The 15,713-nt window shown below is 61.9% G+C and carries 16 protein-coding genes; 7 read left to right on the top strand and 9 right to left on the bottom strand.

All coding sequences use genetic code 11. The features are described 5' to 3' along the window. Window positions 1–74: 74 nt before the first annotated feature. From purD to LVS58_RS00390, 7 genes are all read right to left on the bottom strand, one after another. Window positions 75–1,370, bottom strand: a complete 1,296-nt coding sequence (purD, locus tag LVS58_RS00420) for a phosphoribosylamine--glycine ligase (protein ID WP_233689456.1) — start codon at window positions 1,368–1,370, stop codon at window positions 75–77. Between the two features lie 136 nt (window positions 1,371–1,506). Continuing rightward, complete coding sequence (purH, locus tag LVS58_RS00415) at window positions 1,507–3,114, bottom strand: bifunctional phosphoribosylaminoimidazolecarboxamide formyltransferase/IMP cyclohydrolase (protein WP_233689455.1); 1,608 nt, start codon at window positions 3,112–3,114, stop codon at window positions 1,507–1,509. A gap of 81 nt (window positions 3,115–3,195) precedes the next feature. Continuing rightward, window positions 3,196–3,516, bottom strand: coding sequence for a DNA-binding transcriptional regulator Fis (gene fis, locus LVS58_RS00410; RefSeq protein WP_012274390.1), 321 nt, complete (start codon window positions 3,514–3,516; stop codon window positions 3,196–3,198). Next, entirely contained in the window at window positions 3,513–4,526 is a 1,014-nt protein-coding gene (dusB, locus tag LVS58_RS00405) for a tRNA dihydrouridine synthase DusB (protein WP_233689454.1), read from the bottom strand. Before dusB ends, fis begins: the two co-directional genes overlap by 4 nt. 207 nt (window positions 4,527–4,733) lie before the next feature. After that, a complete protein-coding gene (locus LVS58_RS00400) occupies window positions 4,734–6,095 on the bottom strand; it encodes a DUF3426 domain-containing protein (protein ID WP_233689453.1) in 1,362 nt (453 codons plus the stop codon). Window positions 6,096–6,137: 42 nt separating this feature from the next. Continuing rightward, entirely contained in the window at window positions 6,138–7,016 is an 879-nt protein-coding gene (gene prmA, locus LVS58_RS00395; protein ID WP_233689452.1) for a 50S ribosomal protein L11 methyltransferase, read from the bottom strand. A 116-nt stretch (window positions 7,017–7,132) separates the two neighbouring features. Next, a complete protein-coding gene (locus tag LVS58_RS00390) occupies window positions 7,133–7,588 on the bottom strand; it encodes a MaoC family dehydratase (RefSeq protein ID WP_233689451.1) in 456 nt (151 codons plus the stop codon). A 143-nt stretch (window positions 7,589–7,731) separates the two neighbouring features. Here LVS58_RS00390 and LVS58_RS00385 point away from each other — a divergent pair, with 143 nt between their 5' ends. From LVS58_RS00385 to LVS58_RS00375, 3 genes are read left to right on the top strand one after another with little or no spacing between them, the layout of a single operon-like run. Then, window positions 7,732–8,094: a CidA/LrgA family protein gene (locus tag LVS58_RS00385; RefSeq protein WP_233689450.1), complete on the top strand. Its 363-nt coding sequence runs from the start codon at window positions 7,732–7,734 to the stop codon at window positions 8,092–8,094. After that, window positions 8,091–8,807 carry an LrgB family protein gene (locus LVS58_RS00380; RefSeq protein WP_233689449.1) on the top strand — a complete coding sequence of 239 codons (717 nt, stop codon included), beginning with the start codon at window positions 8,091–8,093 and terminating at the stop codon, window positions 8,805–8,807. The genes LVS58_RS00385 and LVS58_RS00380 overlap by 4 nt, the downstream gene beginning before the upstream one ends. 9 nt (window positions 8,808–8,816) lie before the next feature. Next, window positions 8,817–9,407 carry an LON peptidase substrate-binding domain-containing protein gene (locus LVS58_RS00375; RefSeq protein ID WP_233689448.1) on the top strand — a complete coding sequence of 197 codons (591 nt, stop codon included), beginning with the start codon at window positions 8,817–8,819 and terminating at the stop codon, window positions 9,405–9,407. Between the two features lie 94 nt (window positions 9,408–9,501). On the opposite strand, the gene LVS58_RS00370 is transcribed toward LVS58_RS00375, so the two are convergent. Continuing rightward, the gene (locus LVS58_RS00370) at window positions 9,502–10,818 is read right to left on the bottom strand and encodes a bifunctional DedA family/phosphatase PAP2 family protein (protein ID WP_233689447.1); all 1,317 of its coding nucleotides are present in this window, start codon (window positions 10,816–10,818) and stop codon (window positions 9,502–9,504) included. Window positions 10,819–10,820: 2 nt separating this feature from the next. Next, the gene (locus LVS58_RS00365; RefSeq protein ID WP_233689446.1) at window positions 10,821–11,510 is read right to left on the bottom strand and encodes a DNA-3-methyladenine glycosylase; all 690 of its coding nucleotides are present in this window, start codon (window positions 11,508–11,510) and stop codon (window positions 10,821–10,823) included. Between the two features lie 169 nt (window positions 11,511–11,679). Between LVS58_RS00365 and LVS58_RS00360 the strand changes: the two genes are divergently transcribed. The 4 genes from LVS58_RS00360 (at window position 11,680) to rsfS (ending at window position 15,707) form a co-directional block, all read left to right on the top strand. Then, window positions 11,680–13,110: a hypothetical protein gene (locus LVS58_RS00360; RefSeq protein ID WP_233689445.1), complete on the top strand. Its 1,431-nt coding sequence runs from the start codon at window positions 11,680–11,682 to the stop codon at window positions 13,108–13,110. A 201-nt stretch (window positions 13,111–13,311) separates the two neighbouring features. After that, entirely contained in the window at window positions 13,312–14,583 is a 1,272-nt protein-coding gene (locus LVS58_RS00355) for a glutamate-5-semialdehyde dehydrogenase (RefSeq protein ID WP_233689444.1), read from the top strand. Beyond that, window positions 14,552–15,244 carry a nicotinate-nucleotide adenylyltransferase gene (gene nadD / locus LVS58_RS00350; RefSeq protein ID WP_233689443.1) on the top strand — a complete coding sequence of 231 codons (693 nt, stop codon included), beginning with the start codon at window positions 14,552–14,554 and terminating at the stop codon, window positions 15,242–15,244. The genes LVS58_RS00355 and nadD overlap by 32 nt, the downstream gene beginning before the upstream one ends. Window positions 15,245–15,287: 43 nt before the next feature. Next, the gene (gene rsfS / locus LVS58_RS00345; protein WP_233689442.1) at window positions 15,288–15,707 is read left to right on the top strand and encodes a ribosome silencing factor; all 420 of its coding nucleotides are present in this window, start codon (window positions 15,288–15,290) and stop codon (window positions 15,705–15,707) included. Window positions 15,708–15,713 lie beyond the last annotated feature (6 nt).

Here is a 15,713-nt window from a genome sequence, read left to right as displayed (position 1 = left end):
GGCAAGGCCTATGCCGGGCCCTGTCGACGAGCCGGATGCCGTAGGCTGAAACCGCTACGGCATACCGGTAGTACTTACTGCTGGTGCTCACCGCACTCGCGGGCGATGGCCCGATAGCCGATGTCGGAACGGTAGAAGCTGCCGTTCCAGCTGACTTCCTTGGCCAGGCGATAAGCCTGCTGCTGCGCGTCGGCAACGGTGCTGCCCATGGCGGTGGCACACAGTACGCGCCCGCCGTTGGTGGTTACCTTGCCATCCTTGAGCGCAGTGCCGGCATGGAATACCTTGCCTTCGATCTTGGCGGCAGCGTCCAGGCCGTTGATCACGTCGCCCTTGGCGTAGTCACCCGGGTAACCGCCAGCTGCCAGGACCACGCCCAGGCTCGGGCGCGGGTCCCACTGTGCTTCGACCTTGTCCAGTGCCTTGGCGAATGCAGCTTCCACCAGCAGTACCAGGCTCGACTCCAGGCGCAGCATGACCGGCTGGGTTTCCGGGTCGCCGAAGCGGCAGTTGAACTCGATGACCTTGGGGTTGCCTGCCTTGTCGATCATCAGGCCGGCGTAGAGGAACCCGGTGTAGACGTTGCCCTCCTCGGCCATGCCGCGCACGGTTGGCCAGATCACCTGGTCCATCACGCGCTGGTGCACGTCGGCGGTAACGACCGGGGCAGGTGAGTAGGCACCCATGCCGCCCGTGTTCGGGCCGGTGTCCTGGTCGCCGACGCGCTTGTGGTCCTGGCTGGTGGCCATGGGCAGCACATTGTGGCCGTCGACCATGACGATGAAGCTGGCTTCTTCGCCGTCGAGAAACTCTTCGATCACCACACGTGAACCTGCTTCACCGAAGGCGTTGCCAGCCAGCATGTCGCGCACGGCGGCTTCGGCTTCTTCCAGCGTCATGGCGACGATCACGCCCTTGCCTGCCGCCAGGCCATCGGCCTTGATCACGATCGGCGCGCCTTTTTCCTGCAGATAGGCCAGCGCAGGCTCGATCTCGGTGAAATTTTGGTAGTCGGCGGTCGGGATCTTGTGACGCGCCAGGAAGTCCTTGGTGAAGGCCTTGGAGCCTTCCAGCTGGGCCGCGCCCTTGGTTGGGCCGAAGCAGTCCAGGCCGCGGCTGCGGAACAGGTCGACCACGCCAATAACCAGCGGGGCTTCCGGGCCGACGATGGTCAGGTCGACGTTTTTCTCGGCGAAGTCGGCCAGTTGCTCCAGAGCGCACACGTCGATGGCGACGTTCTCGCACTTGGCTTCAATGGCGGTACCGGCGTTGCCCGGGGCAACGAAGACTTTCTCGACGCGTGGGTCCTGGGCGACTTTCCAGGCCAGGGCGTGCTCACGGCCGCCGCTGCCGATAATCAAAACTTTCATGTCAAAACCTCTGTTTGGCAGCGAACCTCGGCCCCCGTAGGAGCGGGTTTACCCGCGAATGCGGCGGTGAATCCACCATCGTATTCGCGGGCAAACCCGCTCCTACAGGGGCCGAGGTTCGCTCGACCAGCTGAAATTAGTGGCGGAAGTGGCGCATGCCAGTGAAGACCATGGCGATGCCGGCCTCGTCGGCAGCAGCGATGACTTCAGCATCACGCATCGAACCACCCGGCTGGATCACGGCGCTGATACCCACTTTAGCTGCATTGTCGATGCCGTCACGGAACGGGAAGAATGCATCCGACGCCATGACCGCGCCCTGCACCTGCAGGCCAGCGTGCTCGGCCTTGATTGCAGCAATGCGGGCGGAGTTGACGCGGCTCATCTGGCCGGCGCCGACGCCGATGGTCTGGCGCTGCTTGGCGTAGACAATGGCGTTGGACTTGACGAACTTGGCCACTTTCCAGGCGAACACCAGGTCGTGGATCTCTTGCTCGGTCGGGGCACGCTTGGTGACGATCTTCAGATCATCGGCGGTGATCATGCCGATATCGCGGCTTTGCACCAGCAGGCCACCATTGACGCGCTTGAAGTCCCAACCGGCAGCGCGCTCGGCTGGCCACTCGCCGCACTCCAGCAGGCGTACGTTCTGCTTGGCAGCCACCACGTCGCGGGCGGCCTGGGAGATTTTCGGGGCGATGATCACTTCGACGAACTGGCGGTCGACGATGGCCTTGGCGGTTTCGCCGTCCAGTTCACGGTTGAAGGCGATGATGCCGCCGAACGCCGATTCGGTGTCGGTCGCGTACGCCAGGTCGTAGGCCTTGCGGATGCCGCCTTCGTCTTCCGGTACAACCGCCACGCCGCACGGGTTGGCGTGCTTGACGATGACGCAGGCCGGCTTGACGAAGCTCTTTACGCATTCCAGCGCGGCATCAGTGTCGGCCACGTTGTTGAATGACAGTTCCTTGCCTTGCAGCTGGACAGCGGTGGAAATGCTGGCTTCGCCTTTCTTGGCTTCTACATAGAACGCCGCGCTCTGGTGCGGGTTCTCGCCATAACGCATTTCCTGTGCCTTGACGAACTGGCTGTTGAAGGTGCGCGGGAATTCGCAGCGCGCCTCGGTGCTCAGAGTGTCCTTGGCCTGGTCGATGGTGCCCATGTAGTTGGCGATCATGCCGTCGTAGGCAGCCGTGTGCTCGAATGCCTTGAGCATCAGATCGAAGCGCTGGGCATAGGTCAGGCCGCCGGCCTTGAGGCCTTCGACGATGCCGGCGTAGTCGCTGGCGTTGACGACGATGGCCACGTCCTTGTGGTTCTTGGCTGCCGAACGGACCATGGTCGGGCCGCCGATGTCGATGTTCTCGATGGCGGTCGGCAGGTCACAGCCAGGCTTGGAAATGGTGGCTTCGAACGGGTACAGGTTGACCGCAACCAGGTCGATCGGCTTGATGCCGTGCTCGTTCATGATGGCGTCGTCGGTACCACGACGGCCGAGGATACCGCCGTGGATCTTCGGGTGCAGGGTTTTGACCCGGCCATCCATCATTTCGGCGAAGCCGGTGTAGTCGGCCACTTCCACCGCGTTTACGCCGTTGTCCTTGAGCAGCTTGTAGGTGCCGCCGGTGGACAGGATCTCGACACCGAGCTGCTGCAGCTCACGGGCGAATTCGAGGATACCGGTCTTGTCGGAGACGCTGATCAGGGCGCGGCGGACTGGCAGGCGGGTAGTCTGGTCGGTCATTTCGGGTTCCAATAACGCGGTGGAGTCAGCAAAAAAGGCGCCTCTGTTCAGGGAGTCGCCTTTTCTGGATGGGATTCTGGCTTACAACAAGTCGTACTGCTTGAGCTTCTTGCGCAGGGTGCCTCGGTTCAGCCCGAGCATCTCGCTGGCCTTGGTCTGGTTGCCCTTCACGTAGTTCATCACGCTTTCGAGCAGGGGCGCCTCGACTTCGGACAGCACCAGGTTGTACACGTCCGTCACGGTCGCGCCTTCCAGGTGGGCGAAGTAGTTGTGCAGCGCCTTCTCGACGCTGTCGCGAAGGGTCTGGCCCTCTTCGCTCGGCGTGTTGAGGTGCTGTTTCAGGTTGGCGTTATCGCTCACGGGCGTTGTTCCACTCACAAATGTCTCGGTCATCATCGTCATGCGGCCACCCCTTGTCCGTCCTCTGTCTCAAGGCTCTGTCGACGTTCGCTGAAAAACGCGCGAACGTTGGCGCACTGCGCTTGTGTGTCTTCCAAAGCGTTGAACCGGGCGCGAAACTCCTTGCCGCCGGGTCGTGTTGCCAGGTACCAGCCAACGTGCTTGCGGGCGATACGTACGCCCATCACATCGCCATAGAAGGCATGCAGCGCGGCCAGATGCTCCAGCAGGATGCGTTCCACTTCGTCCAGTTGCGGCGCTGGCAGATGTTCGCCAGTGCGCAGGTAATGCTCGATCTCGCGAAAGATCCAGGGCCGCCCCTGGGCAGCCCTGCCAATCAACAGGCCATCGACCCCGGTGGTTTCCAGCACCGCCCGGGCCTTTTCTGGCGAGGTGATATCGCCGTTGGCAAAAACCGGGATTGACACCGCCTGCTTGATGGCAGCGATGGTGTCGTATTCGGCAACGCCTGTGTACAGGTCGGCACGTGTGCGGCCGTGCACCGCCAGCGCCTGGATGCCGGCCTGTTCGGCGATCTTCGCCACGTTCAGGCCGTTCTTGTTCGCCCGGTCCCAGCCGGTGCGGATTTTCAGGGTCACCGGTACGTCCACGGCGCTGACCACGGCGTGGAGGATCTCGCTGACCAAGGCTTCATCTCTCAATAAAGCAGAGCCTGCGGCTTTGTTGCAGACTTTTTTTGCCGGACAGCCCATGTTGATATCGATGATCTGGGCACCCGCTTCGACATTTGCCCTTGCCGCCGCTGCCATCATCTGCGCATCACCGCCGGCGATCTGCACCGAGCGTGGCTCGGGATCACCTTCATGGATGCGGCGCAGGCTCGACTTGCGGCTGTTCCACAGGCTCATGTCGCTGCTGACCATTTCCGACACCACCATGCCGGCGCCCAGGCGCTGGCAAAGTGTACGGAAAGGCTGGTCCGTGACGCCGGCCATGGGCGCGAGGATCAGGTTGTTACGTAATGTGTATTGGCCGATGCGTACCGCCGACATAGGTGATCCCTGTTGTGGGGCCGAATCTTGGAGTTCGAAAAAGGGTTGGCATGATACCCGCTCTCGATGACTGGATAAAGATGGATTTGGATAAAATCTGAACAGTTGTCGGCTTATGCCATTACGCTTCAAGCAGCAAGCGACAGGACAAAAAGCGGTTGCGGTTTGGGCTTCTTGTCTTGTCGCTTGTTGCGGGCCGCTTGTCGCTTACTCCGGCGAGCGGAAGCTAAGGCTGTAATTCACGGCCTTCGGCCCAGGGTCGAGGATGTCCAGGGCAATGTGGATGGGTGTCTGGCTGGGCATTTCGCCGCGCCCTGCCAGTTCGCCCGACAGGTACTCGCTCGGCTTGAAGCGACGGCTGGCGATCAGTTGGCCATTGAGGTCGGCGAAGCGTAGTTCCAGCAACGGGAACGGCTGGGCGAACGGCGCGCGGTTGTAGATGATTGCGTCGACAATAAGTGCGCCCTTGAAGTCGGGGTGGCTGCGCACCACCAGATTGCTGCTCTTGATGCGTGCGATATCGACGCGGGTAGGGACCTGGCAACCGACCATCGGGCAGATCTGCTGGAAGATCGGCCGATACTGGTCCTGGCGGGCCATTTCGTCGAAGTGGAACCATACGTACTGGAATGCCAGCAGGCCGGCAGCCAGCAGGGTCAGAAAGCCCCATAGCAGGCGCTTGCCCCAGTTGGGTGCGGGTTTTTCCCAGCCTAGTTGCAGCGGGTCGTCGACCACGTCGACCAGCGGCTCCTTGCGCGAGGGGCGCTCGGGTTTGCCAGCAAAGCCTGGTTCCAGGCGCTCGCCGGGCAGCGGCTCGACGTGGTCGTCGTCATGCGCCGACAGGCGCAGCGCCAGTGGTTCGTCGTCGCGGGCGCTCAGGCCTTTTTCCGGGGTTTCGTCATCGCTGATGCGCAGCGGTTCGCTGAATGCGGGCTGGTCATCGCGTTCGGCCGCACGTTGCACGGGCGGCTCGCCATCGATGTCCAGGTCAAGGTTGCTGCCCAGGGTAGGCTCGGTGCGCTCGCCGGGTGCAGGCTCCAGGTCCAGCTCCAAAGGTTCCGGTTCCATCAGCACCGGGGTTGGCTCTGCCGGTTCCTGCGGCGCGTAGGGCTCATCGGTAGCCGTGCCGAAAAGGTCTTCTGCGTGCTCGTCCGGGTGAAGTTCATCGCGCCGGGCCTGCAGCTTTTCATCCTGGCTGGCCGGGCGGGGCGGGGCCGGTTGGCCGCGACGCTCCAGGCGCTCCAGTTCCTTGTCGAGGTCGAGCTCGTCCAGCGCCTGGGCAGTCAGCGCCCAGTCCTGGTCAGGAGGGGCGCCGCGTGCACTGGTGGCAGGCGCTGGCGCTGGCGCCGGCTCGGCCAGCGGCTCGGCAGGTGCTGCAGGTACCGATGGCGGCACCACGGAGGCGCTGGTGGTAGCGGCGCGGTTTTGCTCCAGCAGCTGCTTGGCGGCATTGAATACCTGCAGGCAGTGGCCGCAGCGCACCACGCCACGGGCCACGCCCAACTGGTGGTGGGTGACGCGAAAGCTGGTCTGGCAATGCGGGCACTGGGTGACGAAACTGTCGGTCATGCGGCGATCCGGGAGCTGTGCAGAAAAGTATTCTAGGCCCGCTTAGCGACGCCGACCACTGATGCGCACCCAGCCGTCGCGTACGACGATCGGGTCCAGTTCAAAGTCGGCGGCATAAGCGGCGGCCACGTCTTCACCTTGCTCGGCGAGGATGCCCGACAACGCCAGCAGGCCACCTGGACGAACCAGGCCGGACAACTGTGGCGCCAGCGACACCAGCGGGCCGGCGAGGATGTTGGCAACCAGCACGTCGGCCTGCATTGCCGGCATGTGTTCGGGCAGGTACAGCGCCAGTTTCTCGTCGGCAATGTCATTGCGTTGGGCGTTGTCGCGCGAAGCCTCGATGGCCTGCACGTCGATGTCGGTACCTACCGCTTCGCGAGCGCCCAGTAGCAGCGCAGCGATGGCCAGGATGCCTGAGCCGCAGCCAAAGTCCAGCACCTGGGTGCCTTCAAGCTGCTGGCCATCGAGCCATTCCAGGCACAGGGCCGTGGTGGGATGGGTGCCGGTGCCAAAGGCCAGGCCCGGGTCGAGCAGCAGGTTCACGGCGTCCTTGTCCGGGGCATCGTGCCAGCTGGGCACGATCCACAGGCGGCGGCCGAAGCGCATCGGCTGGAAGTTGTCCATCCAGCTGCGTTCCCAGTCCTGGTCCTCGATCACTTCGGCCTGGTGTTCGGGCAGCTCGGCGCCGGTCAGCAGGCGCAGGTGGGCGAACACCTGTTCAGGGTCGGCATCGGCCTCGAACAGCGCCAGCAGGTGAGTGTGCGACCACAGCGGGGTGGTGTTGAGGTCGGGTTCGAAGATCGGTTGATCTTCGGCATCCATGAACGTGACCGAGACGGCGCCTACTTCAAGCAGCGCATCTTCATAGGTTTCGGCTTGTTCCGGGCTGATGGCCAGGCGTACTTGCAGCCAGGGCATGGCGGGCACCTTTGATAAATCGACAGGGGCAGCCCTAGGCTGCGCGAAGGCTGGCAGTTTACGCGAGTGCGGGGGATTTGTGGATCGGGGGCTGCACCGCAGTCCCCGGGCATGGATCAGACAAAACAGAGCGACAGCGACTCGGCTATATAAGCAGGCTTCTCTTCACCCTCAATCTCCAGTGTGGCAATCGCCTTTAGTAGCCACTGCCCCGGTTTTTTCTCCGCCACCTCGCCCAGTTTTACCTTCAGCCGAACCCGGCTGTCGACCTTGACCGGCTGAATGAAGCGCACGCTGTCCAGCCCGTAGTTCACAACCATCTTCAGCCCTTGCGGCAGGACGAGGATGTCCTCGATCAGCTTGGGGATCAGCGACAAGGTCAGGAAGCCATGTGCGATCGTGCCGGCAAATGGGGTTTTTGCTGCCTTCTCAGGGTCGACATGGATGAACTGGAAATCGCCGGTTGCCTCGGCGAACAGGTTGATGCGCTGCTGGTCGATCATCAACCACTCAGAGTGGCCCAGCTCCTTGCCAACGTACTGCGAAAGCTCTGTAACCGGTACATGGGGCATCGCGGACTCTCCGGGTTGTCAGTTGGTACGAAAGTACAAGATCAGCACGGCGAACCGTTTCAGTCAAGTTGCCCGCTTTTCGGCGAATATCGGTCTCTGCCTGAGCGTGCTTATAATGGCCGCCATGCCCGAGGGAGATGCTTATGCTGTTGCGTGGTTTGACCTGGCTGGTGCTGTTCCAGCTGCTGGGGACGGCGATCAATCACCTGCTTGTGCCGTTTTTGCCCGGGCCGATCATCGGCCTGCTGTTGCTGCTGCTCTTTCTCATGGCTCGCGGTGAGGTCGGCAAGCCGCTGAACGAGGCCGCCAGCAGCTTGCTGCGCTATCTGCCGCTGCTGCTGGTGCCGCCGGCAGTCGGGGTGATGGTATATGCCAAGGACATTGCTGCCGACTTCTGGGCGATTGTCGGGGCCTTGCTGATCTCCTGTCTGGTGACCCTGGTGTTTGTCGGTGTGCTGATGCAAAAGCTCATCCAGCGCCAGGGCAAGCGTGAGGAGCAGCCATGATGCTCGACTGGCAGGGCGCGCTCGATGCGGTCATTCATCACCCATTGTTCGGTATCGGCATCACGCTGGGGGCCTATCAGGTAGTGCTGGCAGCCTACGAGAAGACCCGCTGGATCTTCCTGCAACCTGTACTGGTATCGATGCTGCTGGTGATCGGTGTGTTGCTGCTGTGCGGCATCGATTACAGCGAGTACCGCAAAAGCACCGAAATCATGAACATCTTGCTGGGGCCCGCTACGGTGGCCCTGGCTGTGCCGCTCTATCTCAACCTGCGGCGTATCCGCCAACTGTTCTGGCCTACATTTACTACGCTGGTAATCGGAGGCCTGTTCGCCACGTTCTGCTGCCTGGTGCTGGGCTGGTGGTTCGGTGCCGAGCACATGATCCTGATGACCATGGCGCCGAAGTCCGTCACCTCGCCGATCGCCATGCTGGTGGCTGAGCAGATTGGCGGCGTGGCGGCCCTGGCCGCAGTGTTCGTGTTGATTACCGGGGTGATCGGGGCGATCTTCGGCCCGGCGTTGCTGAGCCGCTTCGGTGTGCACAGCCCTGAGGCGCGCGGCATGTCGCTGGGCGTGACTGCACACGCAGTAGGCACTTCGGTGGCCCTGCAGGAAAGTGACGAATGCGGCGCCTTTGCCGCGCTGGCGATGAGCCTGATGGGGGTGGCTACAGCGGTGTTCCTGCCGCTGGCGGTCAGCCTGGTGGCTTGAGGAATCGTGATGACGCTACCGCTGTTTCCGCTCAATACCGTGCTGTTTCCTGGCTGCTTCCTCGATTTGCAGATTTTCGAGGCGCGCTACCTGGACATGATCGGGCGCTGCATGAAGCAGGGCGAAGGGTTTGGTGTGGTGTGCATCGTTGAGGGCGAACAAGTTGGCAAGGCGCCGTCGGGGGTCGCTTCGATCGGCTGTGAAGCGGTGATCCGCGACTTCGTGCAGCAGGATAATGGCTTGCTGGGTATTCGCGTCGAGGGCGTGCGGCGCTTCAAACTGGAAAGCTCCGAGGTGCAGAAGGACCAGTTGCTGGTGGGCCAGGTGCAATGGCTGCCGGAGCAGGCAGACAGCCCATTGCTGGAAGCCGATGACGACCTGCTGGCGCTGCTGGTGGCCCTGGGTGAGCACCCCATGGTCGAAGCGCTGGGCATGCCGCGCCCGGTGGACGGGCGTCAGGCGCTGGCCAATCAGCTGGCGTACTTGTTGCCTTTCATGGAAGAAGACAAGGTGGCCCTGCTGACCCTCGATTCGCCGCAGCAGCGACTAGGCGAGATTCAGAAACTGCTGGAGCGGATTCAGGGTGAGTTGTTTGCCTGATGGTTCTGTATTGCCTGTGCCGGCGTACCCTGTGAATTACCCGATACCCTGTGTAGGAGCGGGTTTACCCGCGAACAGGCCGGCACAGGCAACATCAATATTGATACCTGGCCAATGCCTGCGGCAACGCATGCATGGCAAAGAACGCCAGCAACGCCACGCACGCCGGCAATACCAGCCACCAGACGCGCTGCGGTAATGCAGGCAGTGTCTGTCGGTGTTGCACCAGGGTCAGGCTAAGCGCGCACACACAACAGGCCAGCAGGGCCCCGGCCAGGATATCGGTTGGCCAGTGCGCCCCCAGGTACACCCGCGACAGGGCAATCGCCAGCGCTGGAATACACCCCAGCATCACCCAGGTCAGGCGCATGCGTGGTGGCTGCCCACGCCCCGCCAGTACGGCCATTACCAGGAAGAACGCGAACGATGCCGAGCTGTGCCCGCTGGGCATGCTGTAGCTGGTCAGTGGGTCGGTCAGTACTTCCGGCCTGGCCCGGGCAAATAGCCATTTCAGTGTGCCGTTGGCGATCGCTGTGCCCATCAGCGCGCCAGCGGCGAAAAACGCGTGTCGCCACTGACGGGCAAGCAGCAGCAGGCCGGTCAGCAGGCCACCGAGGAACAACTGGGTGCGGAAATCGCCGAGCCGTGTCACCACCACCACGGTGCTGTCGATGGCCTGGCTGCGATGCTCCTGGACCAGTGTCATCACGCCTTGGTCGAACTCATGGAGGTAGGGCCAGCCGAGGAATACACCGGCCAGGGTGATGAAGCTGAGCGCGGCAACCAGCCGGGTGCCGTGGCGCTGGTCACGCAGGCTGGTATTCAGGCTCAGGCCGATCAGCACCGCGAGGGCGCCGGCGAGGATCCCGGCGTCCAGCCAGAAGCCTTCCGGCAAGGGTAGGCGCATGGCGGCGCCGGTGGCCCAGCCGGGTAGCAGGTAGGCTACCGACCAGCCGGCACCCGCCAGCAGGCTGACGGCAATGAAGCGCGGCAGGGGCATGTCGAACATGCCGGCGACCATTGGCAGCATCGGCCGCAGCGGGCCGATGAAACGGCCTACCAGCAGGCTGGCGATGCCATAACGCTGGAAGTAGCTTTCGGCGCTGCCGATCCATTCCGGATGGTGGCGTAGCAGCGGCAGGCGGCGAATGTTCTGGTGGAAGTACTTGCCCACTGCGTAAGACAGGGCGTCGCCCAGCAGGCCGCCGAGAAAGCCGAGGAGCAGCGTCTCGCCCAGGCTGAATGCACCGTTGCCTGCCAGTACCGCAACGGTGAACAGCAGTATGGTGCCCGGCACGATAATGCCGGCGATGGCCAGGCACTCGATGCAGGCCACCAGGAAAATCGCCAGGCCAAGCCACTGCGGGTTGGCACTGAGCCAGCCAGTCAGGCTGTCGAGCCATTGGCCCATGTTCAGCTTCCTTGTTCGAGAATGAAGAAATCACGGCCTTCGACTTGGCCGCGACGTAACGGGTTCCGTGTGCAGAAACGGGCGTACTCGGCATCGACAAAACGGTACGGCAGGTGCTCGTCGCGGCCATGGGGGATGCCCAGTCGTGCGGTTTGGATAATCCGCGGCACGGCAAGGCCGCAATCCTCCACGTACAAGCGCTCGGGGTCGAAGCGTTGTGCGTCCCAGTGCGGCACTTTCAGGCCCAGTGCCCGGCACAGCAGAGTTTGTCCGGCGCACAGGCGTTCGTCGGGGCGCAGGTTGCCGCTGGCGTCGGGGTTGTTCAGTTGCATCTGTGCATGGCTGTTCGGCCCTGACAGGGCGTCCTGCCAAGGATAGGCGGACTTGATCAGCACCGCGTTGCCAGGGCCATGGGCACTGAAGTTCAACGAGTCACCGCCGCGGGCGTAGTACATGTAGATGTGCCCGCCATCCAGAAACAGGGCCTTGCGCTTTTCGGTGTACCCGAGCGAGGCGTGGCTGCCTTTGTCGGTAAGGTAGTAGGCCTCGGTCTCGATGATGCGCGCGGCCAGCCACAGGTCGCCGTGGCGGTGGCGGATTACCTTGCCCAGTAGGGCCTTGGCCAGAAGTTGTGCATCACGGTTGAAGAAATCGTCGGGCAGGGCGCAGGTTGAATGAGCAGTGCTCGCCATACCGGTCTCACAGGGTGAAAAGTCCCCATCATATCAAAATCGTCGAGCCTGCCCGTATGCGGGTATTTGTTACCGAATTTGAAACCAGGAGGCCTGGTATTTTTGTCAGTAGGCGCGGCCACTGCGCGGGGCGAATATAGGCGCTGCATTCTCTGGCGAGTTTATCAAGATGACGGACTTCAAGAAGATCGAGAAAGATCTAGGCGGTTGGACTGGCTGTGTAACCTTGGAGCATTCCGTGCTTCAGACTGGGGACATTCATCCGCTCGATACAACGGTTGTTCGCTATGACCGAGACCTTCCAACTGAAAATGGCTACACCCGGGTAGAGGCAATTTCGGTGAGGCCCCCCTTTCTGAAGGCGATGCCTACGCAGCTATGGGTTGTGAGGCGTTTTACCGACTATTCGGAGATCAAGTGCAGGCAAGCGCCTGGGTCGTCTGCACGGAGGGTGGAGGAAATTGGCGCGACGCTAATTGTAGGTAGGGAACTGGTTCACAAGGTTCCTTACGCAGGCACAGTCATAGCTGCGCAATCCAATATCCTTTGGATGCAGTCTGCAAATATGGAAGCTGTACTACGTGATAAGGATGGTACAGAAGATGCGTCCGGGGCGCGGCGCTTCGAGTCATTGTTCATTAGCGACGGAAAGCTCAAGCTTTGGCCAGAGGTTCCTAGAATGATTCCCAAATTGATCGAGGGGCATTTTCTGGAGACGGATCCTGGGCTTGTGCAGCTTGCATTTTGCAAGCGGGGGGCCAGCCAGGGGCCCCTCCACATTGGGCGAGTTGGTAGCTCGGGCAGGCCGTGGGAGATCAATTGGGCTAGAGATGAGCTTTTTGGAGAACATTCGGAGCATAGCCTACTCCTGAGAGGGTCCGAACATTTGGGTAGACTCCTTTTGGGTGTTACCAATGATCCATCAGATTTTGGCGAAGGGGAAAAATGGAGCTGGATGCATCGTCGAGGCAACGCCAAGGGCTCCCTTCCCCAGGAGAGGGAAGCTCTGGATGCGGTAGAAGAACTCCAGGCAGCGCCTCTGCTGATGCATTTGTCGCGTGGTGGTAGTCCCATTACCATCAAGGCAACTGAAACCGTTTCCACAACGCTTCGCGGGGATCAGTCGGGGACTCTGGCTGGGATGGTCTACACGCCACCTGCACGCGTTGACAGCGTCCTGGAGTACGACGCGCAAAACTGCAAGACCCAAGTCAGCGCACTGCTCAGGTCCAGTGCGTTGCCCGGTGTTCAGCTGGATGTAGTCGACCTGGGCTCCCGCGCCCGTTGTGCATTCGTGATATTCAACACAGAGCCGACTTATTACTTCAAGGTGTCGAAGGCGCAGGACGGGTTGAGACTCAGGATGTTCTATCAGTCCTGGGGAGAGGGTGAAGTCGAGGTGAGTATTGAGCACATCCAGTGGGTAATACTTGAAGGTAGCGGTTCAATGGTGAGCGGGGTGTTCAAAGCAGGCGATAGCGCCCCATTCACCACGGTGCTGGCCATTGATACTACCGATGAAAGATTTTGGTACTTCGCCGTTATCACCATCCCCTGCAATCTGGTCACGCTTGACAAAGCGCTGGAGATTCTCGAATAGCGCTGAACTGCGTCGAACCGTTGCAAGTTTGCCCTCAATCGTCAGCTGGCGCTGCGGATGCTCTGCATCGTCGGCACTGTACGGTTACAATTCGTCGCTTATCTCGCCCACCATTTTCTACCATCCGCCACCCGCCGCTGGGCGTACACCTGCGCGGCAGTTATAATCAGCCGATTTCCCCTTCGCCAAGACACCGAACCCATGACTGAGTCCGTTCTTGACTACATGACCCGCTTGGGTCGCGCTGCCCGTGAGGCTTCCCGGGTGATTGGCCGTGCCAGCACTGCGCAGAAGAACCGCGCCCTGCAGGGCGCCGCCGATGCGCTGGACGCTGCCCGTGCCGAACTCACCGCTGCCAACGAGCTGGACCTGGCTGCCGGCCGCGCCAGTGGCCTGGAGCCTGCACTGCTCGACCGTCTGGCGCTGACCCCGGCGCGTATCGACGGCATGATCACCGGCTTGCGCCAGGTGGCCAGCCTGCCAGACCCGGTCGGTGCCATCCGCGACATGAGCTACCGCCCATCGGGTATTCAGGTAGGCAAGATGCGTACCCCGCTGGGGGTGATCGGGATCATTTATGAATCGCGCCCAAACGTGACCATTGATGCCGCCAGCCTGTGCCTGAAGTCGGGAAATGCAACCATCCTGCGTGGCGGCTCCGAAGCCATCCACTCCAACCGCGCGATTGCCACCTGCATTCAGCGTGGCCTGGCCGAAGCCGGCCTGCCGGCGGCGGTGGTGCAGGTGGTCGAAACCACCGACCGCGAGGCCGTGGGCGCGCTGATCAGCATGCCGGAATTCGTCGATGTGATCGTGCCGCGCGGAGGCCGTGGCCTGATCGAGCGTATCAGCCGCGATGCGCGCGTACCGGTGATCAAGCACCTGGACGGCATCTGCCACATCTATGTCAGCCAGCATGCCGACCTGGACAAGGCCTGGAATGTGGCTTTCAACGCCAAGACCTACCGTTACGGCATCTGCGGTGCCATGGAAACGCTGCTGGTCGACCAACACGTGGCTGAGCGCTTCCTGCCAGAAATGGCCCGCCGCTTCGTGGAGAAGGGCGTGGAGCTGCGCGGTTGCGAGCGTACCCAGGCGATCATCAGCGCCAAACCGGCTACCGAAACCGACTGGCACACGGAATACCTCGATGCGATCCTGTCGATTCGCGTGGTCGACGGCCTGAACCAGGCCATCGAGCATATCAACCACTATGGCTCGCACCACACCGACTCGATCATCAGCGAACACCAGGGTGAAGCCCGTCAGTTCATCGCTGAGGTGGATTCGGCGTCGGTCATGCTCAACACCCCGACCTGCTTTGCCGACGGCTTCGAGTACGGCCTGGGTGCGGAAATCGGTATATCCACCGACAAGCTGCATGCCCGCGGCCCAGTCGGCCTGGAAGGCCTGACCTGCGAGAAGTATGTGGTGATCGGCGATGGCCAGTTGCGCGGCCAGGGGTCTTGCTGAGTTGAGCAAGGCCCAGGCAGTCCGGCGCATCGGCATTCTAGGGGGGACCTTCGACCCCGTGCATATCGGCCACTTGCGCAGCGCGCTTGAAGTGGCCGAGTTCATGGGGCTGGATGAGCTACGCCTGTTGCCCAATGCCCGGCCGCCGCACCGCGACACGCCACAGGTGGCCGCGCAGGATCGCCTGGCCATGGTCCGTGAAGCGGTGCAGGGCGTCGCTTGCCTGAGTGTCGATGCCCGCGAGCTGGAACGTGACAAGCCGTCGTACACCATCGATACGCTGGAATCGATCCGCGCCGAACTGTCCTGCAACGACCAGTTGTTCCTGGTGCTGGGTTGGGATGCCTTCTGTGGCCTACCCGCCTGGCATCGCTGGGAAGAATTGCTGCAACACTGTCACATCCTGGTACTGCAACGTCCGGATGCCGACGTAGAACCCCCTGACGAGTTGCGCAACCTGTTGGCTGCGCGCTCGGAGAGCGATCCCACCGCCATGTCCGGCCCGGCGGGAAATATTTCGTTCGTCTGGCAGACGCCGCTTGCGGTGTCGGCTACACAGATCCGACAGCTGCTGGCCAGCGGCAGATCGGTGAGGTTCCTGGTGCCGGACGCCGTACTGGCCTATATCGAGGCGCACGAACTGTATCGTGCGCCCAACTGACGGTGCCTCTGGCGCCTCATCCAACGAGTTGAACGAGTTTTATATGACCAAGCAGAAAATTTACGGCGAAGAACTGGTCGCAGTGACCAAGGCCGCGCTGGAAGACGTCAAGGCCCAGGATATCCAGGTCATCGACGTGCGCGATAAGCACAGCCTGACCGACTACATGATCATTGCCACCGGTACCTCCAACCGCCAGATCAACGCGATGGCCGAAAAGGTCCGCGAAGCCGTCAAGGCCAAGGGCGCCCAGCCACTGGGTGAAGAAGGCAAGGGCGACAGCGATTGGGTGCTGCTGGACCTGAACGACGTCATCGTGCACATGATGACCGCCGCTGCCCGCCAGTTCTACGACCTTGAGCGCCTGTGGCAGGGTGCCGAGCAAAGCCGTGCTGCCGATGGCAAGCACCACAGCCCGGACCATGTCCACGAGTACTCCGACAAGCTCAAAGACCGCGAATAAGGAAAG

Origin of the sequence: Pseudomonas sp. JR33AA (assembly GCF_021378985.1) — a bacterium.
In the GTDB taxonomy this organism is placed as follows: Bacteria; Pseudomonadota; Gammaproteobacteria; order Pseudomonadales; family Pseudomonadaceae; genus Aquipseudomonas; species Aquipseudomonas alloputida.
The sequence above is the reverse complement of the archived record's forward strand: the minus strand, read 5'-3'. Positions and strand labels throughout refer to the sequence as shown.